This is a genomic window from Collinsella sp. AM23-17, from assembly GCF_003470945.1.
In the GTDB taxonomy this organism is placed as follows: domain Bacteria; phylum Actinomycetota; class Coriobacteriia; order Coriobacteriales; family Coriobacteriaceae; genus Collinsella; species Collinsella aerofaciens_O.
Window position 1 is genome coordinate 19,211 of record NZ_QRHU01000013.1, and the last position, 22,073, is coordinate 41,283.

The window sequence follows — 22,073 nt, forward strand, 5'->3', positions numbered from 1 at the left end:
CAACCCCACCCGAAAGGACTCCCCATGAAATACCTCATCGCCTCCGACATCCACGGCTCGGCATACTGGACCGAGCGCCTGGTCGCCGCCATCGAATCCGAGCAGCCCGACCGCATCGTGCTGCTGGGTGACCTGCTCTACCACGGCCCGCGCAACGACCTGCCGCGCGACTACGCCCCCAAGCGTGTGATTCCGCTGCTCAACGCCCTGGCCGACCGCATCATCGCGGTGCGCGGCAACTGCGACGCCGAGGTCGACCAGATGGTCCTCGACTTTCCCGTCATGGCGGACTACGCCACGCTGTTCGACGAGACCGGTCGCGAGCTGTTCCTGACGCACGGCCACGTCTTTGGCGCCGGCATGCACAACAGCGTCGACCACGCGCCCGCGCTGCCCGAGGGCTCCGCGCTCGTCTACGGCCACACGCACATCAAGGTTAACGAGGCAAGCGCCGTGCACCCGGGCCTGTGGCTCTTCAACCCCGGCAGCGTGAGCATTCCCAAGGACGGTGCGCACAGCTACGGCATCTACGAGGGCGGCGCGTTCCGTCACGTGATCCTGGAGGAGGAGTAACCATGGCCGAGCATATGGCTCAGCAAAATGCCGAGGGTTCGCGCGACCTGTCCACGCTGGTCGACGCGTCGGCCGAGCTGCAGCATCTGGTGCAGACCATCTGGCGCCTGCGTCAGCCCGATGGCTGCCCGTGGGACCGCGAGCAGACGCATCAGAGCATTGGCAAGAACATGATCGAGGAAGCCTACGAGGCGCTCGATTGCATTGAGGCGGACGACGTGGCACATCTGCGCGAGGAGCTGGGCGATGTGCTCATGCAGGTGGTGCTGCATGCGCAGATTGCGGCGGACGCCGGTGAGTTTTCGCTGGCCGATGTGGCACGCGATATCGACGCCAAGCTCATCCGCCGCCACCCACACGTGTTTGGCGATGCGGACGCCGAGAGCTCCGACGAGGTTCTCAAGATCTGGGACGAGGTCAAGCTTGCCGAGAAGGCCGCCAAAGACCAGGCCGTGGCGGCAGGCGAGGCCGCGCCCGAGGGTCTGCTCGACGGCGTGCCCACGCACCTGCCGGCGCTGATGCAGGCTCAGAAGGTGTCGCGCAAGGCGGCTGCCGTGGGCTTTGAGTGGGAGACGGTCCAGGACGTGTGGGACGAGGTCGCCGAGGAGCGTGCCGAGTTTGAGGCCGAGGCTTCCGGCTCGCCCGAGCGCGAGATGGAGTTTGGCGACCTGCTCTTTGCTCTGGTCAACGTTGCGCGCAAGGAGGGAATCGACGCCGAGAGCGCCCTGCGTGCCAGCACGGCAAAGTTCCGCCGCCGCTGGGCCGCGATGGAGCAGATGGCGGCCGACGCCCACGTGGATCTGGCCGAGCTTTCGACCCACGGCCTCAATGACCTCTGGGATGCCGCAAAGGCAGAGGAGTAAGACTGCGGGGGCGACGGGACGGACTTGTCCCATCGCCCCTATTATTTTTTAAAAAGATTGTATCCCTTGGCTAACTTAGGGCATAATGCAAAAAGTGCGATAAGGCTAACTTATGAACCTGCGCGCCGCTGTAGCGTGCAAGCCGTGTCGCCAAGCATTCAACCCGTTTCCAAGTGAGAGGGAGACAACATGAGCGATATTTTGGACGTCTACGGTCGCGAGGTGCTCGACAGCCGCGGCAATCCCACCGTCGAGGTCGAGGTCGTGCTCGAGGACGGCAGCTTTGGCCGCGCAATGGTGCCTTCGGGTGCTTCGACCGGCGCCTTTGAGGCCTGCGAGCTGCGTGATGGCGACAAGGGCCGCTATCTGGGCAAGGGCGTCTCTCGGGCCGTCGAGCACGTCAATAACGAGTGCGCTAACGCCGTCGTGGGCCTCGACGCCTTCGACCAGCGCGCCGTCGATGCCGCGCTGATTGCCGCGGACGGTACCCCCAACAAGACCAAGCTCGGTGCCAACGCCATCCTGGGCGTGTCGCTGGCCGTCGCCCGCGCCGCTGCCGAGTCGGCGGGCCTGTCGCTGTACCAGTACCTGGGCGGCGTCAACGCCCACCTGCTGCCCACGCCTATGATGAATATCCTCAACGGTGGCGTCCATGCCGACAATAACGTTGACTTCCAGGAGTTCATGATCATGCCGGTGGGCGCCCCGAGCTTTGCCGAGGGCCTGCGTTGGTGCGCCGAGGTCTACCACACCCTTAAGGGCGTGCTGCACGAGGCGGGCCTGGGCGGCGGCGTGGGCGACGAGGGCGGCTTTGCGCCCAACCTCAAGACCAATGCCGAGCCGTTCGAGTACATTACCAAGGCCGTCGAGAAGGCTGGCTTTAAGCCCGGCGTCGACTTCATGTACGCCATGGATCCGGCCTCGACCGAGTTCTACAACGCCGAGACCGGCATGTACGAGCTCAAGGGCGAGGGCGTGGAGTACACGAGTGCCCAGATGGTTGATTACTGGGAGAAGCTCGTCGACACCTATCCCATCATCTCCATCGAGGACGGCATGGCCGAGGAGGACTGGGACGGTTGGGTTGAGCTTACCCGCCGCATTGGCAACAAGGTGCAGCTGGTGGGCGACGACCTGTTCGTCACCAACACCGAGCGCCTCAAGAAGGGCATCGAGCTGGGTGCCGCCAACGCGATCCTGGTCAAGGTCAATCAGATCGGCACGCTCACCGAGTCGCTCGAGGCCATCGAGACCGCCAAGGAGGCCGGTTACGCCTGCATCGTGAGTCACCGCTCCGGCGAGACCGAGGATTCCACGATCGCCGACCTGGTCGTGGGCGTCAATGCCGGCCAGATCAAGTCGGGCGCCCCGTGCCGCAGCGACCGTATCGCCAAGTACAACCAGCTCATTCGCATCGAGGACGAGCTCGAGGGCAGCGCGCGCTACGCCGGCAAGGCCGCGTTCTACAACATTCGCTAAACGGGCGAATTTGGCGAGGAGGAGGCTGACTCGGTTCCGCCCCGCCTTGGCTGGACGCCGCAAAGCGCTGTGGGCGCTGGGCCATATGGCTCAGCGCCTTTTTTATGTCGAGCAAAGGCTGGCGAAGGCGGTGCGGGCGCTCGTGCTATAACTAAAGGACTTAGCGCAAACAAACCTCAACCGCACAAGGCGCACATGGATCAGATTTACGACAACAGGTACTATTCCGCCGGTTCACGCGAGCCGTCGCCTCGCCGTGCACGCACGGTGCAGCTCGGTGGGTCCGCTTATGCCGGCGCCGACCGCTCCACGCAGCGCCCGGCAAGTACCTCGCGCCCCAATGCTCAATCAAATACCTTGGCAGATGGACCGGTGCGCCCGGCACGTTCGACACATGCGTCGCGTCCCTCGGCCCAGACGCACGACAGGTCGAGCAGGCCTTCGAGCCGTCTTTCGGGCTCGGACTTTATGCGCTACGCCAACGACAATGCGGTGGTCAAGGCGATCTATGACTTTACGCATGGCTCTCTGCGTCCGCTGTTTATCGGTATCGTGGTGGCTCTGGCGCTCGTGAGCCTGTATTTCCCCGTGCGCGACCTGTACGTTGCAAAACGCTCGAACGACATCTTGGCCAAGCAGGTCGAGATTCGCGAGCAATACAAAGATGAGATGAAAAAAGACACTGACAAGTGGTTCTCGGAAGAGGGCATTAAGGATCGGGCACGGGAACTGGGCATGGCGATGCCCGGCGAGAAGAGGATTGAAGTGCTGGGCCTGGACGATGATTCGGATTCGTCGTCGAGCAAAAAGTCCTCAAACGCCAAGAAGGCCAGTGAAGTGGCCAAAGAGATCGAAGAGGTCGGCAAGGACGCACCGTGGTACATCCAGACGCTCGATATGCTGTTTGGATTTAACGGCGTCGAGGGCCAGACGGTCGCGTCCAGCGGCGAGTAGGCGAGTAGCGCCCGGAGGGGAGCCCGCAATGGCAGATTGCAAACGATATAAGGTGGCCGCGATCGACCTGGGAACGGTGTCGTCGCGACTGGTGTTGGCCCAGGTCGAGGGCGGGGCGATCGTGGAATCGTCCAAGCATACCGAGATTACCGACCTGGGCGAGGGCGTGGACGCGACGGGTCGCTTTTGCGAGGCGGCTGTCGAGCGTGTGCTCGATGCGTGTCGCATGTTTGTGGATGAGGCACGTGCCTTTGGGGCCGCCTGCGTCTGCACCACCTGCACGAGTGCCGCGCGCGATGCGTCCAATGCCGCGCTGCTGCTGGACGGTCTGCGCGATCTGGGGCTCGAACCGCAGGTGATTCCGGGCGAGGTCGAGGCGCGCCTGACGTTTTTTGGCGTGGCACACGACTTTGCTGGCGAGCGCATCATCGTCGCCGATTCGGGCGGTGGCTCCACGGAGCTCGCGACGGGCGTCTATGCGCCTGAGCGCGGGGTCTTTGCGCTGGAGGGAACGCGCTCACTGGACATCGGTTGCCGTCGCGTGACGGAGCGGTTTTTCTCGGCGCTGCCGCCCGCGGACGGCGAGCTTGCGGTTGCCGCCGCGTGGGCGGGCGAGCAGTTCTCCGCCTATTTTAAGGGCCTGCCGAGCAATTATGAGCGTGCAGAGCGCCTGGTCGCGGTGGGCGGTACCGTCACTACGCTCGTGGCGCTGGTCCACGAACTGGAGCCGTACGACTCGAGCTTTGTGCACCTGCGCGAGCTTTCGATGGAGCAGATTTCTGCCGCTATCGAGCGCATGTCCACGCTGGACGTGGAGAGCATTGCCGCGTTGCCAGGCGTGCAGCCCAAGCGCGCGGGCGTGATTCTGGCCGGCGCCGTGGTGATTCGCGAGCTCATGCGCGCCGGTGGCTACGATGCGCTCACCGTAAGCGAGAACAGCCTCCTCGCCGGCATGGCCGCCACCATTAACGAGGTTCTCGACGGCGAGCTACCCACCATCGGCTGGACCCCGAGCCTCAGCACCCTTTAACCATTCCCTCATAAGTTGCGGTGAAATACGGACTAAAAATCGCCAAACAGTCCCTATTCCACCGCAACTCACCATCTGTATCGGCATCCAAAAGAAACAAGCCCGCATCCCCAGGGGACACGGGCCCGTAAAAGCCACATGGTAGGGGCGGTGGGACGTCTGCGTATTTGCTGCGCAAATCCGCACCGGCTTCGGCTGCCTGCCGGCGCCCTCGCCGGCTCGCTACGGACGCTGCGCGTCCGCTTGACGCTCGCCCCCTCGCGGGTTCGAGCCCCACCGGCATCCAAAAGAAACAAGCCCGCATCCCTGGGGGACACGGGCTCGTAAACAATACATGGTAGGGGCGGTGGGACTCGAACCCACAATCCTTGCGGCGAGAGATTTTAAGTCTCCTGCGTATGCCAATTCCGCCACGCCCCCGTGAGACTAGAAGTCTAGCACAAGCCGTCCGTTACGCGTTGACGGCCATCGAGTGTTGGCCCGACTTCTCGAGGAACTCTTGGAACTTGGCCTCGTCGCCCTTGTTTTGGTACTGCAGCGCCAGCAGATACTCCAGGCGGCAGCGCTTGACCGGGTCGTCGCCGGCCTCCTTGAGCATGCGCTCCAGCTCGGGAATGTCGTTGTGGCGCTTGAGGATCATCGTGTCATACATCAGCTGGCATTCGTGCGCGACTGCCTCGGCCTGGCCGCCCTCAAAGCCTTTGATCTCGCGCAGCAATTCCTTGGACTTTTTGCGGTCCTCCTGACCAACGTAGTAGTTAAAGGCCTTAATGACCAGGTCGACGCGCTGCATCTTGGGCAGATTGAGCCCCAGCAGCAAATCGAACATCTCATCGGCGCGCTTGTGGTCCTCGCGCAGCAGATAGGAGTTCAGGCGCAGGTAGTCGCGGTTGTAGCGCGGGTACAGCATGCTGGTGAGTTTGCCGTCGAGCAAACGATCGAACTCGTCCCACTGTTTGGCAGCCATCAACTGCTGCAGGCGCTTAAACGTGGTGCGTTTTTTGATGCTAAAGAACACCGACACGGCGATACAGATGATAACGACGGCGGTCCAGAGTGTGCGGGAATCGGGCATATTAGGGTCCTTAGTCGCTCATAAAGCGAGCGGTATGACAACACGTACTGGATGTATTATACGCAGCGCGCAAGCAAACTGGCATAAAAGCTCATCGAGGCCGAGTGCCATCGCTCGCTGCGGTACACTTACCTAAAGTAAACCATGAAGGGAGACATTACCTATGAAGAAAATCGTTTTGGCTTGCGGTGCTGGCGCTGCTACTTCCACGCTCGTTGCCCAGAAGGTCGCCACCCTGCTCGACGCCAACGGTTACGCCGACAAGTATGAGATCGTGCAGTGCGCCATCTCCGAGGCCAAGGACGCTTGCGACGAGGGCGCCGACCTGCTGATCGCCACCACCGTTGCCCCCGAGGGCCTCACCTGCCCGTACGTGAGCGGCGTGCCCTTCATGACCGGCATGAACCGCGTTGCCGCCGAGAAGGCCGTTCTTGACGTCATGGCTCAGTAGGCGCTGCCTGCATGAGTGAGCAGAACGCCAATCCGGTAGAGCTCTTTGGTATGCGCGTTGCCCATGTGGGCATTAACGCTGCCGACCCGGCAGACGCCTTGGAGATCGCGGAGCTGTTCTCGACGATGATGGGCCTGCCCGTTATCGAGACCCCGGTTTCGTACTTTAACGATTCGCTGGTCGAGGTTATGAAGCAGAACGGTCGTGGCACCAAGGGCCACATTGGCTTTGCCGTCAACGACATCGATGCGGCCGAGAAGTGGTTTGCCGAGCGCGGGCTCGAGGTCAACGAGGAGTCGCGCGCGCTGCTGCCCGACGGTAGCACCAAGCTCGTGTACTTTAAGCGCGAGTTCGCCGGCTTCGCCGTGCACCTGTGCCGCGAGTAGCGCACGAGCTGCTTTAGTTAGCAAAAAGGGATAGGGCCGTATGGCCTTATCCCTTTATTTATGCCGAGGGATCGACTTTTGCAACGGTCAAAAAACCGAAGTCTAATACTTTTCCGAGAAGTGAACGAGACAAATCAGCCCCCCCGAAGCATCGACACTTTAAGGGCATCGTTTCCTGCAGTTTCGATGCTGGAATCCTGCGATTTTGCGGCCGAAAAATGCGGATGCTTCGGGGGTCCGAATATGGTCGTTCACTTCTCGGGAAAAGTATTAGACCTCGATCCACGAGGGGGCATCCCTACCGTGGCAGGCGAATCGTAAAGCGGCTGCCGACCCCTTCGACCGAGGTCACACCGATGACACCGCCATGGCTATCGACGATCCACTTGGCAATGGCAAGCCCCAGACCCGAGCCCTGCGCGCCGGCATCGCGCGCGTTGTCGGCGCGGTAGAACCGCTCGAACGCGTGAGCTGCGGATTCCTGGTTCATGCCGATACCCTCGTCCTCAACGCTTATGTCGATCGTGCCCATGCCCGCATCCGGCGCTACGCCAAACGAGATGGGCGTTCCCGCATCCGAGTACTTGGCGGCATTCTGCACGATCACGCGAAGAGCCTGCTTTACAAGCGCCACATCGACGGACGCATCGCAGCGCGAGTCGCTGACAAGCGCAGCGTCAAAGGCCAGTCGATACGTGTGCCCGGCATCGATCATCTGTGATTCTTCGCAAACCTCGCCGACCAGTGCAGCCAGGTTGGTATTCGCGCGCCGCAGCACGGTGCGACCGGCATCGCCGCGTGCCAAAAACAGCAGCTGTTCCACGAGCTCCTGCATATGCTCGCTTTCGGCTTTGAGCGAGGTGATGGATTCTGCCAGCACGTCCGGGTCGTCTTTGCCCCAGCGGTCGAGCATGTTCACGTAGCCCTGAATCACCGCGATGGGCGTGCGCAGCTCGTGGCTCGCATCGTTGACAAAGCGCATCTGCTGCAGCTTGGCCTCTTGCATCTGGCGCAGCAGGCGGTTGAGTGCGACCTCGATGCTTGCCAGGTCGGCGTCGCCGGTGGTGACGCTCGGCGAGTCGACGCTTGCGCGCTCGATGGCCTGTTCCAGCGTTTCCATCTTGCCGCCGGAGAGCTGCATACGGCCGAGCTCGTCCACGCGCAAGGCAAGGTCGTTGAGCGGCGCCATGGTGCGGCGCACGCGGCGGGCGCCGCCGAGCATGTTGAGCACGCTGATGACCTGCCAACCCATAACGACAAGGTAGAGAGGCCATAGCGCGACGAGGTCCTGCGCGAGGGGGAAGGTCTTGGTGGTACGCGCAAACTCGACGGTATAGGTGAGCGTTGTCAGGTCCCAGCCGCGTGCGGGCGTCAGCGACATGCCGTGAACGGTGGCGCCGGGAATCCAGCCTGCGGTAAACGCGCTGTCGGGCAGCGTCTGGTTGTATCCATAGACGAGGATCGCCGCCGCAATCACCATCAGCAACAGATCGAGCCAGACGTAGCTCATCAAGCGGCGCCACATATAGCCCCAGTTGATGGCGCGGGCGATGGAGGTGACGCGCTTGGCCTCGGCGTTATGCGCGGCAGACATAGCCCACCCCGCGCACGGTCTGGATGATGCGGGCGCCGCCAGCGTCTTCGATCTTGGCGCGCAAATGTGCGATGTGCACATCGACGTTGTTGGTATCGCCCACGTAGTCGTAGCCTAGCGCCTCATGCGCGATGCGCTCGCGCGTGAGCACGGTGCCGGCGTGCGCCATAAGCAGGGCGAGGACGTCGAACTCGCGGGCCGTGAGCGCGATGGGCGAGCCGCCGACCGTGACTTCGCGGCGGTCGGGGTCGAGCGCAACCGATCCCACGGTGAGTGTGGCAGGGGAGGGCGAGGCAGGGGTCTGGGCCATGTCACTGGCCGGGGGCATCGCGGTGGCCTTCTCGCCCGCGACGCCCGCCATGCCCGCTCCGGCGCCGACGCCAGCTACGCCCGAAGCCGCCCGCATGGCCTCCGAGCGCTTCAACGCCACGCGGATCCGTGCGAACAGCTCCTCAATCGCAAACGGCTTGGTCAGGTAATCGTCGGCGCCGGCATCGAGCCCAGCCACCTTGTCCATCACGGCATCGCGCGCGGTGACCATAATCACCGGCACATCCTTGTGCTTGCGGATGCGCCGCAGCACTTCCATACCGTTGAGCTGCGGCAACAGTACGTCGAGCAGAATCAGATCGTAGTCGCGCTCCAGCGCCAGGTCCACGGCGGTGCGGCCGTCGGCGGCGTGCTCTACCTGGTAACCCTCGTGCTCCAGCTCGAGCGTCACAAAGCGGGCGATTTTCTCCTCGTCCTCTACAATCAGGATTCGTGCCATACGTGCCCCCGTCTGCGATTACTTGTCGTCGTTGAGATTTTGCTTGATGTCGTCTGCGGCGTCGGCGGCGTGATCCATCAGGTTATTGATGCTGCCGGGTACATCACCGTCGCTGTCGATGCGGTAGCGCATGCCAAAGAACAGGCCAATCAGCATCAGCCATATCGTGGCGCCCCAGGCAAACAGCGCGACGATGGGGATCAGGATGGGAATGTTGAGGATGATCGCATCGCGGCGCGTGGCGATAAACTTGGTGTCCAGACTCAGGCGGAAGAGCTTTTTGAGGTACTCCCACACGCTGTCCATCTTCTTGGAGAAGTCGGTCTTTTCGCTCGACTTTTCGTAAGCGACCTGCGCGGCGACCATCTCGGCAGAGGGCTCATCGACTGGCGCGGACTCGGTGGCGGCATGCGCCGACGTGGTCTGGGTCTTGCCCTGCGACTCGAGCCAAATGATGGCATCCAAAACGTTGCCGTCGGCAGCGTCGAGCGCCGCCTTGGCATCGGTGTAACTCACGTTGCACTTGGTGCGGATGGTTTCAACTTTTTCGAGGTCGTCCATGACCTGTCCTTTCGTTCGATGGGCGCGACGCCGGGCAATTTGCTCGGGCGCGAGCGTTGCGTTCGGCGGTTTGCGTTGCGCCGCCCCGCCCTTGGTCGAACTCTATAGTGCAGGTTATAGATTAAGCGATTCTTGAGCCAAGATTAATGTTGGATGAGTTTTTGGGTGGCAGTGGGAAAAGTATTAGACCTCGATAACGGGGGATGGTGAGCCGATGACAAGCCGGCGGCAGAAATGGGATAAGCAAGGCGAACGGATCATATGGATTAAAATCGCGTTGCAAAAGTATGAGTTTCACACACGGCAGCCATGGAAGGACCTTAATATTACTTAGGCATGTGGCATTTGACGCCAGTCCTAATTGAAAGGCCAAGGGTAAATGGCTCCATGGGCAAGTGATTCTGTTTGCTAATGACCGAAAGCACCAATCCGTCATGTTGATTAAGGTTTCTGTTTGCTTGCATGGTTCGCTAGCTGCTAAAAGGCTGACCGATTGACTGTTTATGGCATCGTTAGTCGTCGGTGTTTTATAACATTAATTTAAAATAGCTGCAGTGGCTGAATGAATATAGAGAAAGGACTATCAATGGAGTGCAACTGGATTTACTTCCCATTAAACGGTCGTCCGCCGCAGCCGTTAATGGACGTTGTAAAAGCTGTAAATAAAAATATTGAGCAGATTCGTTCTGATAAAAACAGTGAGCACAGCGATAGCGTGCTCCGAATTTTGGCGTTCGATTTGGAGCAATTTGGTTTCAATGTTGAGGTGGGGAAAAAGAAAAACGAGAAACTATCGATGCCAGTGTTGTATGGGGAGAAAGGCTTAATTGATAAAGCTTTTGAGGTCGATGCCGTCCATAGGGACACTAACACGATAGTGGAGATTGAGGCCGGGCGCGCTGTCGCGAACAACCAGTTTCTGAAGGATTTTTTTGAAGCGTGCATGATACAGGATGCAGCATATCTTTGTGTAGTCGTTCGTAATGTGTACAAGAGTGGTGACAACTCAAGCAGAGACTACGAAAAGGTCGTAACTTTTTTCAAAACATTGTATGCAAGCGGGCGCATGCCTGTTCCGTTAAAAGGCATTATGGTTATTGGGTACTAACTGCAGTGGTTCTTTCAGTTTTGGAATAGTTCCGCGTGTAACTATTTGTGTGTCGGGCACATGGTGACTTGGGCAGCGGCTCGGACTCAGCGGATGCGAACAGCATGTATGCGGCAAGGTTTTCAAATTGTTTTAGAGGAAAACCTCTGCTGCTCAGTCAGCATTCGGCACCCTTCCCAACGCACGTATGATTAGCTTTTGAGATCGCTTCTGCTCTCTAATGGCGGCCGCAAGAGCCCTTCGACGTTCGATTTTGGCTTGCAGCTCATCAACCTTTGTAGCGGGTACATAGTCACTTTTGACCTTGTCGCCGACTCGATAGTTGAGATAGCAGTATTCGTGGCCCTTTATGTTTCGCATGCGGATGCTGCCCTTTGGAAGGAGACTGATTTCCTGCTCCATGAGGCCCAAGAGGCGGCTCGAGCGTGCATATTCCTCTTCTAGGACATCTTCTAAGACGGACATGGAGCCTCCTTTCCGAGTAGTTACCCTACATTCTATCAAATCCATTAACTTGTAGGGTAACTCAAGCATGTCCGCACGACATGTGACACTTACCCTGCCGCCCTGCTCTGCCGCGGCGGCATGTACCCAAACAACGGTCCTCTAAGGAGTTCGATATCGATGAGTGATAACACCAAGCATCTCGCAAAGAAGTGCGTCAAGAACGCGGGGCCGTGCCTCGTGCTGTGCCTTGCCGGCGCAACGGTCGCGCTGCTGGCTGTTCTGGGGCCGTTTGATGTGCTCCGAAGTGCCAGTTCTCTGCATGTTTGCATGGCTCTTGCCGGCGCCATGATGACCGGCGGCGTGCTCGATCTGATCTTTTGGGTGTTTGACCCGTTTGGATGGAAGAGCGAGGGGTAGGTCCCAAAGGATGGAAGGGCTGGAACGGTTGACTTAGTGATCGTGCAGAATGTGGGCTAGCGACTTACAGGGAAGCGGTGATCCGATGACGGTCTATGTGACGGGCGACGTCCATGGCGGCGCTGACATGCAAAAGCTGCGCGATTGGGATCTTGGGGAAAGCCTGACGAGCGACGACCATCTCATCATTGCCGGCGACTTTGGCTTTCCGTGGGATTTCTCTGCCGAGGAGTGCGCCGACATCGCTTGGCTGGAGTCGCGCCCCTATACCGTGCTGTTCGTCGACGGCAACCACGAACGTTTCGACCACTGGGCGGAGCGACCCATGGAGTTGTGGCACGGCGGACTGACACAGCGCCTGTCGGACACCTCGCCCATACGGCGCCTGACGCGCGGCGAGGTTTTTGAACTCGACGGCTCAACGGTCTTTACCATGGGCGGCGCCACGAGCGTGGACAAGGAATACCGCATTCCGTATTCCAGCTGGTGGCCGCAGGAGTTGCCGGACGAGCGCAACTTTGAGGAGGCACGGACGAAGCTCGACAGCGTGGGCTGGAAGGTCGACTACGTGGTCACCCACACCTGCTCTACGCGCATGCTTTCGCCCACGCTCTATCCGGCGCCCGGCTGGAATTGCCCCGCCGTCGATCGACTTACGGCATTTTTTGACGAGTTGGAAGACCGCTTGGACTACAAGCGCTGGTACTACGGGCATTTTCATCGGGATGCCAACCCGACCGAGCGCCATACCGTGCTCTACGACTGCATCGTTCGCCTGGGCGACGAACTCCAGCCTTGGGATGTTGCGTAGGGGTGGGGCGTATTTGGCTACTCGGCCGTTACAGTGATGTTCTCTCGGTGCGCGCGGATAACATCCCAGCTAAAGTGCTCGACCAGCCGCTCGGCAGAGCGCGGCGTGGTGTCCGGCGCGATGCCCGTTTGCCCGGCGAGCCAGCCCAGCAGCGCTTCGGGCGTGCCAAAGCGGGCGCGGAGTTCGCCCAGGTCCAGATCGCGATCTCGTTTGGAAAGGCGGCGGCCGTCCGGTGCCATGAGCAGCGGAATATGTGCGTAGTGCGGCGTGGGCAGTCCCAACAGGTGCTGCAGATAGATCTGGCGCGGCGTGGACCCCAGCAGGTCGCATCCGCGCACGACCTCGGTGACGCCCATGGCGGCGTCGTCGACCACCACGGCTAGCTGATAGGCAAACACGCCGTCGCTGCGGCGGACCAAAAAGTCGCCGCACTCGGTGGCGAGCGCCTCGCATTGGGCCCCGTACGTGCGGTCCACAAATTCGATCACGTCGTCTGCGAGGTCGTCGACGGTGGGCACGCACAGACGTGTGGCCGGGGCGCGCAGGGCGCTGCGGCGGGCCACCTCCTCGGCCGAAAGACTTCGGCAGACACCACGGTAGATGGGCGTGCCGTCGCTCGCGTGCGGTGCACTCGCGGCGTGGAGCTCGGCGCGTGTGCAAAAGCAGGGATAGGTGAGGCCGGCGTCTTTCAGCCGGCGCAAGGCGCTCTCGTACAGGTCCAGGCGGTCGTGCTGGTAGTAGGGGCCTTCGTCCCACTCCAGCCCTAGCCAGGCCAGGTCGTCAATCAATTGGGCGGCAAATTCCGGGCGCTTGCAGCGATCGTCCAGGTCCTCAATGCGTAACACGATGCTGCCGTCCTGGCTGCGGGCCGAAAGCCATGCGCACAGGCAGCTGAACACGTTGCCCAAGTGCATACGGCCCGAGGGCGACGGGGCGAAGCGCCCCACGACGGGCGCGGGAGCGGCCGGCGTCGTTGGCGCGTCGGCGGCGGGTGTTGCTATGTTGCGTGCGTTGATGTCCATGCGGACGAGTATAGCGCGGGGCGCGGTGGGGGAGACGCTGCCGTGGCCTGCAAGTTGCTGAGGCCGCGCGTTGCGCGTGCCGGACCACCGGCTCGGCACCTTAATCGTCGTCAATCAATTTAGCCCTCAAACGACAGAAACCCCGGCAGCTCTTCGCAACTGCCGGGGTTTCCGCGGAAAAGGGGGACATGATCCTCGAGCGGACGGCAAAGGGGCAAACCGTTTTCGCTCAACTGCTTTATGCCCCTCAACTGGCGGCTCAATCAGCGCATGCCGCGCCCACACAAAGCCGCTACACCTGTGACGGAGCTGTGAAGTGGTGTCTGCTGCTGGCGCGGGCCATGGCAAGGAGTGTCCCAGACTGCCGGCAGATAAGGAACGTCCCCAAGTGCCGGCCGTGGACGTGACTTTCGTCCCGTTTGATACTCCGCTGGCCTAGATGTTCGTCACATGAGCCCGCAAACGTGGGACAATGACGCTACTGGTACCACAGACAAAGGATGTGCCTATGAACGCCCCCGTTGCCCAGCCCTGTCGGCAGCGCCGCCTGTTTGCGCGATTCGCTTCCGTCTGCGCACTCGTCGCGCTTGCGTTGTTGCTGCTGCCTGCCGCCGCGCACGCCGACGGCTACTCCATGAGCCAAACCTACATCGGCGCCACGGTTGAGGCCGATGGCTCGCTGACCGTTGTCGAGGGACGCCAGTTCGATTTCGACGACGACATCAACGGCGTGTATTGGGATATCAATACAGGCTCTAACCAGCAAGGCGGCTCGGTGGTCGTCAATGTGCTAAGCGTCGAGGAAGACGACACTGCGTTTAACAAGGTCGACAGCGCAAACAAAGGCGACGACGGCGTTTACACGGTGGAACAGTCCGACGACGGCGTAAAGATTAAGGTGTTCAGCCCTCACGAGAGCGGCGACAGCGCAATCTACTACGTGAGTTATTCCATGACCGGTGCGGTTATGAACTGGGCCGATACCGCCGAGCTCTACTGGAAATTTGTGGGTGACGGCTGGTCTGCGGACTCCGATGACGTCGAGATGGAAGTCTACTTTGCAAATGCCGCTGCCGGGACGGCCGCCGTCAAGGGCGATAACTTCCGCGCATGGGGCCACGGCCCGCTGACGGGCGACGTGTCACTCGATGCGGACGAGCCCATGGTCACCTATACCATTCCCTGCGTGCATGAGGGAGAATTCGCCGAGGCACGCATCGCCTTCCCCAACGACTGGGTGCCGCAGCTCGCCGCCTCGAGCGAAGAGCGCATGTCGACGATTCTGAGCGAAGAGAAGGAATGGGCCGACGAGGCCAACGCTCGCCGTGAGCACGCGCGTGCGGTTGCCGGCGCGATTGCCGTGGTGTGTGTTGTCGTGGCGGTTGCCTATACCGGTGTGATCGTGATGCTTAAGCTGCGCAGGCCCAAGCCCAAGCCACTCTTCCAGGACGAGTACTTCCGCGATGTGCCCTCGGCCGACCATCCCGCGGTGCTTGCAGCTCTCATGAGCTGGAACGACGTGCCCGATCAGGCATATATCGCCACACTTATGAAGCTCACCGACGACCGCGTGATCAAGCTGGAAGAAGCGACCGAGACCAAGAAGAAGGGTCTGCTCCGTCGCGAAAAAGAGGAGCAGACGTATCGCATCACAGTGACCGACGAGGCCTGGAAGGCTGCCAAGAAGGACGGCATCGATCGCGACGTGCTCAAGGTCTTCTTTGCTGGCGTTAAGCCCGATAAGGACGGAGTCCGTTCGCGCACGTTTAGCGAGTTGGAGGAGTACGCTAGCGAGCGCACCACATCTGTTGGCGACAAGCTCGAGGACTATCAGAGCACAGTTAAGGGCAAGCTGGAGGCGCGCGAGCTTATTGCATCGGATGGCACTATCGCGATGGTGGCCGGCCTGGTTCTCGGCATCATCATTGTCTTTGGCATTCTGGGCTCTCTGTTCTATACCGACTTTGCGGATGCCAACGTCGGTGCCGCTATGATCTCGATCCCCGTTACGATCGTGGGCTTTGTCCTGAGCTGCACCTTCCGCCGTTACACGCCGGAGGGCGCCGAGGTGGCGGCTCGCTGCAAGGCGCTCAAGCATTGGCTCGAGGACTTTACGCGCCTGAAGGAGGCTATCCCCAGCGACCTAATCTTGTGGAACAAACTGCTGGTGATGGGCGTTGCCCTGGGCGTTTCGAAAGAAGTGCTGCGACAGCTGGCCGAGGCAGTGCCTGCGGATCTGCGCAACAGCGACGATTTCTACGACAACTACCCCTGCTACTGGTGGTATTACCATCACTACGGCAACGAGTCTCCGCTCGATTCGTTCAACGAGGTGTATCACGAGACCATCCGCGAGCTGGCTTCGAGTTCCGATAGCTCGAGCGGCGGCAGCGGCGGCGGCTTTTCCGGTGGCGGCGGTGGCGGCGTCGGCGGAGGCGGCGGCGGAACGTTCTAGCGAGCGCTTGCTTTGGGGTGGATCTTTCTGGGCGGTTGCCAGGGAAGATTCATCCCATTTTTGTGCATCGAAACGGGTCAAACTTTCCGCTGCGGACCTTCGCGCAAGGGACAGTGGACAAAAAATGCCAAATATGAGTACTGTTGCTGCGTTGGTCACATATGTTTGCACATAATAATGGGCTCCTAATGAGAGTACTTCTCGTTAGGAGCCCATTTTATTGAACATTTGGGGAGTTATGTCAGCTCGTGCAGCTGGTCGTCATGCCTATAAGCATCAAAAATGCCCCAAATCGCTGCTACTAAAAAGGTAACAGTACTCATATTTGATGTTTTTTGACCAGGGCTATCTACAAACCCCCTAGGCCACTCATTGGGGACAGACTTAAATGACTAGTTGTTGGGGATCAGTCATTGGGGACGTTCTTAAATGACCAGGTGTGGCTGCTTGGGCTAGGCTGTTAGGTCGAGTTCGTAGAGAAAGCTTTCACGCGGCATGTCGTGACGACGCTCTTCGCGGTTGGCGCGGTGCGTGGCCGTGCGCTTAAAGCCGTGCAGCTCGTAGAACTTCCACGAGCAGTTGGAGTCGGTGTACAGGTGCGCCCTTGTCGCCCCGCGCGAGGAAAGGTACGAGACAGCGGCATCGAGCAACACCGAGCCAACGCCCAGGCCATGGACATCGGGATCGACGGCGAGCAGCGTGACTTCGTTGTCGTGCGGCAATGGGCTGCTCTCGAGCAGGCGGTTGTTGGTTCGGATGGTTGCGCGCACAAACGAGAGATACTCGGCGCAGGCATCGGGCTCCAGTTCGCGCATCTGCGACAGCAACGCGCGTTCGGTATCCATCCAATGCTCGTTGATAGTGACGCCGGGGCTCTGTCCTGCGCGTGCAAGCGCAATGCCGCGCGCCTCGCCGTCAATTACCGCAACCTGCGAAAACGTCGAGGACGAAAGGCAATAGGCGAGGTCGCATGCGGCCTCAAGGCGGTTGTACTCATCGTTATCCGAATTGTTATGCCAAAGCTGCTGCAGAATCAGCGCGATGGCGTCGAAGTCTTCGGTATCAAACGGTCGGTAGAGAACCCGCGAGACCATGGTGCCTCTTTCTTTTGCGGATGCATATCGAGCACAGTTCTACCACGCTATTGGCATCTAATTATGGTGCCCCTGTGTTCCATGAACTCACCGTGCCCGGTGCCGTGCCCATCCCCTCTGCTCGCAAACTTTTTCTGCACATGCGCCCGTTGCGGGGTGCATCGATGCGCTCGATGCGCTACATTGAATCAGTATTTTCAATGCCGCTGCGCGAGCGCTGCAGATCGACGTATCACCGACTCACAGAGCACGGCGGCGTACCAGACAGGAGGACTGCATGGGATCTGATGTGAAGATCGCGCGCGCGTTGATCTCGGTTACCGATAAGACGGGCGTCGTCGATTTCGCACGGACGCTGGTCGATGACTTTGGCGTCGAGATCATCTCTACGGGCGGCACGGCTCGTGCCATCGAGGACGCGGGCGTTCCCGTAACCCCCATCGAGGAGTTCACGGGCTATCCCGAGATGATGGACGGCCGCGTTAAGACCCTGCACCCCAAGGTTCACGGCGCGCTGCTGGCCCGCCGCGATTCCGAGCAGCACATGCAGGAGGCCGCCCAGCACGGCATTAAGCTGATCGACCTGGTCGTCGTCAACCTGTACGAGTTCGAGAAGACCGTCGCCAACCCCGAGGTCACCTTTGCGGATGCCATCGAGCACATCGACATTGGCGGTCCCTCCATGCTGCGCTCCGCCGCTAAGAACGCTGCGAGCGTTACCGTCATCTCTGACCCGGCCGACTACGATGCCGTCCTGGCCGAGATGCGCGAGACTGGCGGTTGCACCACGCTTTCCACCCGTCGCCGCCTGCAGGTGAAGGTCTACCAGACTACCGCCGCCTACGACACGGCTATCTCCCGTTGGCTTGCCGCCCAGGCAAGCGACGTGGCGGACACCTCTGCCAAGCTCGAGATCTCGCTGGAGAAGGTCGACGATCTGCGCTATGGCGAGAATCCTCAGCAGAAGGCTACGGTCTACCGCTTTGCCGAGGGCTGCGAGAACACCGCGAGCTCGCAGTTCCCGCTCGTGGGCTCCGAGCAGATCCAGGGCAAGCCGCTCAGCTACAACAACTATCTGGACGCCGATGCCGCTTGGAACCTGGTCCGCGAGTTCGACGAGCCGGCTTGCGTGATCCTCAAGCACCAGAACCCCTGCGGTTCCGCCGTTGCCGAGGACATCACGGCCGCCTACGACCGCGCTTTCGCCTGCGATCCCAAGAGCGCCTTCGGCGGCATCATCGCCTGCAACCGTGAGGTTCCCTTTGAGCTGGTTGAGCATTTCGCCGACCAGAACAAGCAGTTTGTCGAGGTCATCATCGCCCCGAGCTACACTGCCGAGGCGCTCGAACGCATGACCAAGCGCCCCAACCTGCGCGTGCTGGCTACCGGCGGCGTGGACCACGGCGCCCAGGTGGAGCTGCGCTCCGTCGACGGCGGCATGCTGGTGCAGGAAGTTGACCACGTGACCGAGGATCCCGCGACCTTTACGTTCCCCACCGACCGCAAGCCCACCGACGCCGAGATGGCCGAGCTTGAGTTTGCCTGGAAGGTTTGCAAGGGCGTTAAGTCCAACGCCATCCTGGTCTCCAAGGGCAAGGCTGGCATTGGTATGGGCCCCGGTCAGCCCAACCGCGTGGATTCTGCGCTGCTGGCCTGCGAGCGTGCCGAAGACTTCTGCGAGCGCGAGGGCGTGGAAAAGGGCGGCTTTGCCTGCGCAAGCGACGCGTTCTTCCCGTTCCGCGACAACGTCGACGTGCTTGCCGCACACGGCGTGACCTGCATCATCCAGCCCGGTGGCTCCAAGCGCGACGACGAGAGCATCCAGGCCTGCAACGAGCACAATATTGCTATGGTTTTCACGGGTGCGCGCCACTTCCGCCATTAAGTAGGGAGGTGGCGCTGCGGCTTGCCCAGCCACCGCACCTTGCCGTTCATTCGTCGCTCGCGTACCCAAGTACGCGTCGCTCCTCTTTCACGGCAATCTGCGGCACCTGGGCAACCCTCGCCGACCTGTTAGGTTGACTGGGGAGGATGGGATGTTATCTCGTCCCTTGGATTGGCTTCGTTTCTAAAATAATCTCTGCAAAAGACGGCCGCTCCGTTTGGAGGGCCGTCTTTTTGGTATAAGAGGACGGAATGACTAACAAGAAAGGTATGACCATGCCCCAGATTGATGATGCAGAGCTGTTTGGCAATGCCGAGGACCAGCGTGCGTACGAGGACTTTTGCGCCAATCAGGAGGCGGTCGAGAAGTTTACGCTCGACAAGCCCGCGCTTATCTGCCGTTGGCGCATGTCCAACAAAAAGGTGCCCATGCTCAACCGTCACATCCGCGCGCTGTCCGAGCGCTTGGTGCAGGGCGAGCCGCTTACCCATAACATGCTCAGCTGGGCCAAGCAGCACGTTGAGTGGTCGCTTGCCGAGGGCGATTACACCGCGCACGACGGCGTGCTCATGCTGGTGATCGACGTTAACGGCAATGCCGCCATGACGGTGGGTGAGTACGAGCCGCTGGCCGATACTTCGGCCAAGGCGCTGCGTGCCCGCTCCGCCGAGGCCCGCTCCGAGGCCGACGAAACCGGCGTGGCGCCCGAGCTGCTAGCTGCCGTCAACAACGGCGAGCTGGCCTTTGTGGCGCCGGCGGACGAGTGTCTGTGCGGCACGGCGACGCTCATCGAGCAGCTGGCCCAGACCAAGCGCATCCCGGTCACGCGCGTGGACATTCCCGCACAGCTCAAGGGCGCGCTGTTCCTGGTGAGCGACGAGCACGGCGTGGTGCCTGCCGCCGACGCTGACGTCGCCGAGTCCGATGCCGAGACGGTTGCCTTCTTTGCCGACGGCTACGAAAAGCTTCGCGCCCGCCGCTAAATGATTTTTCTGGGACGGGGATTATTTAATCATTTGATCCCCGCGCCCGCTGCGAGCGAGGGGCGATTCGAACGCTTTCGTTCGCGAACAGTTCTGTCACCTTGGTGCCGCGTGGGGCGCGTACCTGCGGCTTCGCGGTCATAATGGGATAAGACAACCAGGAGGGGAGCGGAATCCATGGCGCTGATCTATATCGTTGAGGACGACGAGCCCATTCGTCGCGAGCTTGCCGGCATCCTTGCCCGTGCCGGTTTTGAGGTCGAGGCCTGTGAGTCGTTCGAGCACGTCTCGCGCGATATTCTCGCTGCCGCGCCCGACCTGGTGTTGCTCGACCTGACGCTTCCCGTCAAAGACGGTCAGCACATCTGCCACGAGGTTCGTCGCGAATCCGAGGTCCCCATCATCGTCCTCACGTCGCGCACGACCGAGATCGACGAGGTCATGTCCATGACGCTCGGCGCGGACGACTTTGTTCCCAAGCCCTATAGCGCGCGCGTGCTCGTGGCGCGCATCAACGCACTGCTGCGTCGCACCGCGGCGGCAGGCGAGCGCAGCACGCTCGTCCACAAGGGATTGGAGCTCGACCTCGCCCGCTCCGCGGTCACCAACGCGGCAACCGGCGACAGCACCGAGCTCACCAAAAACGAGCTGCGCATCCTCTCTTTGCTCCTGAGCCGCGCGGGCAAGATTGTCTCGCGCTCGGCCATCATGCAGGACCTGTGGGACTCCGATGCCTTCGTGGACGACAACACGCTCACCGTCAACATCAACCGCCTGCGCACCACGCTCGACAAGATCGGCGTCAAGGGGTATCTGACCACGCATCGCGGCCAGGGCTATTCGGTCTAGGTGCCAGCTATGTCGTTTGGCAAGTTCTTTAAAGATGCGCTGTTGCCCGTCGCCGTGTGGACGTGCGGCGTGCTGCTGAGCTGCTTTGTGCTGATGGTTGCCGGGGCCCCGGCATCTATCGTGGTCGTGGCGGTCGGTGTGTCCTTTATCTTTGGCATGCTGGGTATCGTGATCGAATATGCGCGCCGTCGTCGTTTTCTGCACCAGTTGGAGCGTGCAGCCGAGGAGCTGGAAAGTCCCGCGTGGGTACAGGAGATGGTGCAATGCCCAACCTATGCCGAGGGCGAGCTCGAGTACGAGGTCCTGCGCCGGGTGGGCAAGGCTGCCTGCGACGAGGTTGCCGAAGGCCGACGTCAGACCGATGACTATCGCGACTATATCGAGAGCTGGGTCCACGAGGCCAAGTTGCCCCTGGCGGCGGCCCATCTGATTCTTGAAAACCTAGACGGCAGCGAAGACGACCTGTCGCGTGTGGATGACCTGGGTCGCGAGCTGGCTCGCGTTGAGCGCTATATCGACCAGGCACTGTACTATGCGCGCTCGGAAGTCGTGGAGCGCGATTACCTGATTCGCCGCTGGGATCTCAAGACCTTGGTGACGGGTGCGATTAAGGCCAACGCGCGCGAACTCATTGCAGCGCACGTGGCTCCGGTGTGCGAAAACCTCGACTTCGAGGTCTTTACCGACGAGAAGTGGCTGGAGTTCATCTTAGGTCAGCTCATCCAGAACAGCATTAAATATGCGCGCGAGGACGGCGCAAAGATCGTGTTTTCGGGCGCGTTGCTGGACGAGGGCCTGGCGAGCGAACGCATCGAGCTTACCGTCGCGGACAACGGCTGCGGCGTGAGCGCGGCCGACCTGCCGCGCGTGTTCGAGAAAGGTTTTACCGGCGACAACGGCCGCACCACCAAGCGCGCAACGGGCATCGGCCTCTACCTGGTGGCGCGTCTGTGCTCCAAGATGGGCATCGACGTCACCGCAGCATCCGACTCCGGCGAAGGCTTTGTCGTAACGTTTTCCTTCTCAACGAATAAGTTTCAATATTTCGAGTAACGCATGCGGCAGACGTCCGCCCAAACAAAAACGTGCAGCCCAAACAAAACGTGCCACCCCAAACGGGGCGGCACGCCATCTTTTATCAGCCAACTCGCTGAAGTAAGGCTGCGAAGGCCGCGGGGCCGGGAGGGGTTTCCTAAGGGCACATCCCGCAGCCGCAACGCGGCGAGGACGTGCCCGTGGAAACCCCGCAGGCCCCGCGGCCGGTGGG

Annotated in this window: 22 protein-coding genes and 1 tRNA gene; 15 read left to right on the forward strand and 8 right to left on the reverse strand. The window is 60.9% G+C overall.

From position 1 onward, the window contains the following. Positions 1-24 precede the first annotated feature (24 nt). The 5 genes from yfcE (at position 25) to DW645_RS06135 (ending at position 4,899) form a co-directional block, all read left to right on the forward strand. A complete protein-coding gene (yfcE, locus tag DW645_RS06115; RefSeq protein WP_118226848.1) occupies positions 25-573 on the forward strand; it encodes a phosphodiesterase in 549 nt (182 codons plus the stop codon). A gap of 2 nt (positions 574-575) precedes the next feature. Then, positions 576-1,436 carry a nucleoside triphosphate pyrophosphohydrolase gene (mazG, locus tag DW645_RS06120; RefSeq protein WP_118226850.1) on the forward strand — a complete coding sequence of 287 codons (861 nt, stop codon included), beginning with the start codon at positions 576-578 and terminating at the stop codon, positions 1,434-1,436. 189 nt (positions 1,437-1,625) lie between these two features. Next, complete coding sequence (gene eno, locus DW645_RS06125) at positions 1,626-2,915, forward strand: phosphopyruvate hydratase (RefSeq protein WP_117629967.1); 1,290 nt, start codon at positions 1,626-1,628, stop codon at positions 2,913-2,915. A gap of 195 nt (positions 2,916-3,110) precedes the next feature. Then, positions 3,111-3,869 (forward strand): hypothetical protein, encoded by a 759-nt coding sequence (locus DW645_RS10105; protein ID WP_233508981.1) that lies wholly within the window; start codon positions 3,111-3,113, stop codon positions 3,867-3,869. 28 nt (positions 3,870-3,897) lie between these two features. Beyond that, on the forward strand, positions 3,898-4,899 hold the full coding sequence (locus DW645_RS06135) for a hypothetical protein (RefSeq protein WP_118226853.1): 1,002 nt from the start codon (positions 3,898-3,900) through the stop codon (positions 4,897-4,899). Between the two features lie 335 nt (positions 4,900-5,234). On the opposite strand, the gene DW645_RS06140 is transcribed toward DW645_RS06135, so the two are convergent. Together DW645_RS06140 and DW645_RS06145 are read right to left on the reverse strand one after the other, a co-directional pair. After that, positions 5,235-5,319: transfer RNA gene (locus DW645_RS06140), tRNA-Leu, on the reverse strand. A 31-nt stretch (positions 5,320-5,350) separates the two neighbouring features. Beyond that, complete coding sequence (locus DW645_RS06145; protein ID WP_118226855.1) at positions 5,351-5,974, reverse strand: hypothetical protein; 624 nt, start codon at positions 5,972-5,974, stop codon at positions 5,351-5,353. 163 nt (positions 5,975-6,137) lie between these two features. Between DW645_RS06145 and DW645_RS06150 the strand changes: the two genes are divergently transcribed. Then, a complete protein-coding gene (locus DW645_RS06150; protein WP_117640417.1) occupies positions 6,138-6,425 on the forward strand; it encodes a PTS sugar transporter subunit IIB in 288 nt (95 codons plus the stop codon). An 11-nt stretch (positions 6,426-6,436) separates the two neighbouring features. Next, positions 6,437-6,811 carry a VOC family protein gene (locus DW645_RS06155; RefSeq protein ID WP_117640416.1) on the forward strand — a complete coding sequence of 125 codons (375 nt, stop codon included), beginning with the start codon at positions 6,437-6,439 and terminating at the stop codon, positions 6,809-6,811. Positions 6,812-7,109: 298 nt separating this feature from the next. On the opposite strand, the gene DW645_RS06160 is transcribed toward DW645_RS06155, so the two are convergent. The 3 genes from DW645_RS06160 to DW645_RS06170 are packed head-to-tail and all read right to left on the reverse strand — an operon-like array spanning position 7,110 to position 9,735. Continuing rightward, entirely contained in the window at positions 7,110-8,405 is a 1,296-nt protein-coding gene (locus DW645_RS06160; RefSeq protein ID WP_117640415.1) for a cell wall metabolism sensor histidine kinase WalK, read from the reverse strand. Continuing rightward, entirely contained in the window at positions 8,389-9,174 is a 786-nt protein-coding gene (locus tag DW645_RS06165; protein WP_117640414.1) for a response regulator transcription factor, read from the reverse strand. The genes DW645_RS06160 and DW645_RS06165 overlap by 17 nt, the downstream gene beginning before the upstream one ends. Positions 9,175-9,192: 18 nt before the next feature. Further along, the gene (locus DW645_RS06170) at positions 9,193-9,735 is read right to left on the reverse strand and encodes a DUF4342 domain-containing protein (RefSeq protein ID WP_117640413.1); all 543 of its coding nucleotides are present in this window, start codon (positions 9,733-9,735) and stop codon (positions 9,193-9,195) included. 586 nt (positions 9,736-10,321) lie between these two features. On the opposite strand from DW645_RS06170, the gene DW645_RS06175 reads away from it, so the two are divergent. After that, positions 10,322-10,843 carry a hypothetical protein gene (locus DW645_RS06175; RefSeq protein ID WP_117772846.1) on the forward strand — a complete coding sequence of 174 codons (522 nt, stop codon included), beginning with the start codon at positions 10,322-10,324 and terminating at the stop codon, positions 10,841-10,843. Positions 10,844-10,996: 153 nt separating this feature from the next. On the opposite strand, the gene DW645_RS06180 is transcribed toward DW645_RS06175, so the two are convergent. After that, positions 10,997-11,308, reverse strand: a complete 312-nt coding sequence (locus DW645_RS06180; protein WP_117772848.1) for a hypothetical protein — start codon at positions 11,306-11,308, stop codon at positions 10,997-10,999. Positions 11,309-11,467: 159 nt separating this feature from the next. Between DW645_RS06180 and DW645_RS06185 the strand changes: the two genes are divergently transcribed. Next, positions 11,468-11,707, forward strand: coding sequence for a hypothetical protein (locus tag DW645_RS06185; RefSeq protein WP_117772850.1), 240 nt, complete (start codon positions 11,468-11,470; stop codon positions 11,705-11,707). Between the two features lie 85 nt (positions 11,708-11,792). Further along, on the forward strand, positions 11,793-12,518 hold the full coding sequence (locus DW645_RS06190) for a metallophosphoesterase (protein WP_118226857.1): 726 nt from the start codon (positions 11,793-11,795) through the stop codon (positions 12,516-12,518). 17 nt (positions 12,519-12,535) lie between these two features. On the opposite strand, the gene gluQRS is transcribed toward DW645_RS06190, so the two are convergent. Next, positions 12,536-13,540, reverse strand: coding sequence for a tRNA glutamyl-Q(34) synthetase GluQRS (gene gluQRS, locus DW645_RS06195; RefSeq protein ID WP_271728931.1), 1,005 nt, complete (start codon positions 13,538-13,540; stop codon positions 12,536-12,538). A gap of 508 nt (positions 13,541-14,048) precedes the next feature. On the opposite strand from gluQRS, the gene DW645_RS09945 reads away from it, so the two are divergent. Beyond that, positions 14,049-15,995: a DUF2207 domain-containing protein gene (locus tag DW645_RS09945; RefSeq protein WP_158564553.1), complete on the forward strand. Its 1,947-nt coding sequence runs from the start codon at positions 14,049-14,051 to the stop codon at positions 15,993-15,995. Between the two features lie 452 nt (positions 15,996-16,447). On the opposite strand, the gene DW645_RS06210 is transcribed toward DW645_RS09945, so the two are convergent. Beyond that, positions 16,448-17,089 (reverse strand): GNAT family N-acetyltransferase, encoded by a 642-nt coding sequence (locus tag DW645_RS06210; protein WP_118206253.1) that lies wholly within the window; start codon positions 17,087-17,089, stop codon positions 16,448-16,450. Positions 17,090-17,366: 277 nt separating this feature from the next. Here DW645_RS06210 and purH point away from each other — a divergent pair, with 277 nt between their 5' ends. The 4 genes from purH to DW645_RS06230 all read left to right on the forward strand — a co-directional run bounded on the left by purH (position 17,367) and on the right by DW645_RS06230 (position 21,859). Next, positions 17,367-18,974 (forward strand): bifunctional phosphoribosylaminoimidazolecarboxamide formyltransferase/IMP cyclohydrolase, encoded by a 1,608-nt coding sequence (purH, locus tag DW645_RS06215; protein WP_117797527.1) that lies wholly within the window; start codon positions 17,367-17,369, stop codon positions 18,972-18,974. A gap of 251 nt (positions 18,975-19,225) precedes the next feature. After that, the gene (locus tag DW645_RS06220) at positions 19,226-19,957 is read left to right on the forward strand and encodes a hypothetical protein (protein ID WP_118226861.1); all 732 of its coding nucleotides are present in this window, start codon (positions 19,226-19,228) and stop codon (positions 19,955-19,957) included. Positions 19,958-20,134: 177 nt separating this feature from the next. After that, positions 20,135-20,806, forward strand: coding sequence for a response regulator transcription factor (locus tag DW645_RS06225; protein ID WP_118226862.1), 672 nt, complete (start codon positions 20,135-20,137; stop codon positions 20,804-20,806). A gap of 9 nt (positions 20,807-20,815) precedes the next feature. Continuing rightward, positions 20,816-21,859, forward strand: coding sequence for a sensor histidine kinase (locus tag DW645_RS06230; RefSeq protein ID WP_117797524.1), 1,044 nt, complete (start codon positions 20,816-20,818; stop codon positions 21,857-21,859). Positions 21,860-22,073 lie beyond the last annotated feature (214 nt).

Excerpts from the sequence above, each read along its gene's own strand:
- eno (WP_117629967.1), top strand. The coding sequence starts at position 1,626 with ATGAGCGATATTTTGGACGTCTACGGTCGCGAGGTGCTCGACAGCCGC.
- DW645_RS06180 (WP_117772848.1), bottom strand. The coding sequence starts at position 11,308 with ATGTCCGTCTTAGAAGATGTCCTAGAAGAGGAATATGCACGCTCGAGC.
- DW645_RS09945 (WP_158564553.1), top strand. The coding sequence starts at position 14,049 with ATGAACGCCCCCGTTGCCCAGCCCTGTCGGCAGCGCCGCCTGTTTGCG.
- DW645_RS06220 (WP_118226861.1), top strand. The coding sequence starts at position 19,226 with ATGACTAACAAGAAAGGTATGACCATGCCCCAGATTGATGATGCAGAG.
- DW645_RS06175 (WP_117772846.1), top strand. The coding sequence starts at position 10,322 with ATGGAGTGCAACTGGATTTACTTCCCATTAAACGGTCGTCCGCCGCAG.
- DW645_RS06135 (WP_118226853.1), top strand. The coding sequence starts at position 3,898 with ATGGCAGATTGCAAACGATATAAGGTGGCCGCGATCGACCTGGGAACG.
- DW645_RS06155 (WP_117640416.1), top strand. The coding sequence starts at position 6,437 with ATGAGTGAGCAGAACGCCAATCCGGTAGAGCTCTTTGGTATGCGCGTT.
- DW645_RS06170 (WP_117640413.1), bottom strand. The coding sequence starts at position 9,735 with ATGGACGACCTCGAAAAAGTTGAAACCATCCGCACCAAGTGCAACGTG.
- DW645_RS06165 (WP_117640414.1), bottom strand. The coding sequence starts at position 9,174 with ATGGCACGAATCCTGATTGTAGAGGACGAGGAGAAAATCGCCCGCTTT.
- yfcE (WP_118226848.1), top strand. The coding sequence starts at position 25 with ATGAAATACCTCATCGCCTCCGACATCCACGGCTCGGCATACTGGACC.
- DW645_RS06185 (WP_117772850.1), top strand. The coding sequence starts at position 11,468 with ATGAGTGATAACACCAAGCATCTCGCAAAGAAGTGCGTCAAGAACGCG.
- DW645_RS06225 (WP_118226862.1), top strand. The coding sequence starts at position 20,135 with ATGGCGCTGATCTATATCGTTGAGGACGACGAGCCCATTCGTCGCGAG.
- purH (WP_117797527.1), top strand. The coding sequence starts at position 17,367 with ATGGGATCTGATGTGAAGATCGCGCGCGCGTTGATCTCGGTTACCGAT.
- gluQRS (WP_271728931.1), bottom strand. The coding sequence starts at position 13,540 with ATGGACATCAACGCACGCAACATAGCAACACCCGCCGCCGACGCGCCA.
- DW645_RS06145 (WP_118226855.1), bottom strand. The coding sequence starts at position 5,974 with ATGCCCGATTCCCGCACACTCTGGACCGCCGTCGTTATCATCTGTATC.
- DW645_RS06190 (WP_118226857.1), top strand. The coding sequence starts at position 11,793 with ATGACGGTCTATGTGACGGGCGACGTCCATGGCGGCGCTGACATGCAA.
- mazG (WP_118226850.1), top strand. The coding sequence starts at position 576 with ATGGCCGAGCATATGGCTCAGCAAAATGCCGAGGGTTCGCGCGACCTG.
- DW645_RS10105 (WP_233508981.1), top strand. The coding sequence starts at position 3,111 with ATGGATCAGATTTACGACAACAGGTACTATTCCGCCGGTTCACGCGAG.
- DW645_RS06210 (WP_118206253.1), bottom strand. The coding sequence starts at position 17,089 with ATGGTCTCGCGGGTTCTCTACCGACCGTTTGATACCGAAGACTTCGAC.
- DW645_RS06150 (WP_117640417.1), top strand. The coding sequence starts at position 6,138 with ATGAAGAAAATCGTTTTGGCTTGCGGTGCTGGCGCTGCTACTTCCACG.
- DW645_RS06230 (WP_117797524.1), top strand. The coding sequence starts at position 20,816 with ATGTCGTTTGGCAAGTTCTTTAAAGATGCGCTGTTGCCCGTCGCCGTG.
- DW645_RS06160 (WP_117640415.1), bottom strand. The coding sequence starts at position 8,405 with ATGTCTGCCGCGCATAACGCCGAGGCCAAGCGCGTCACCTCCATCGCC.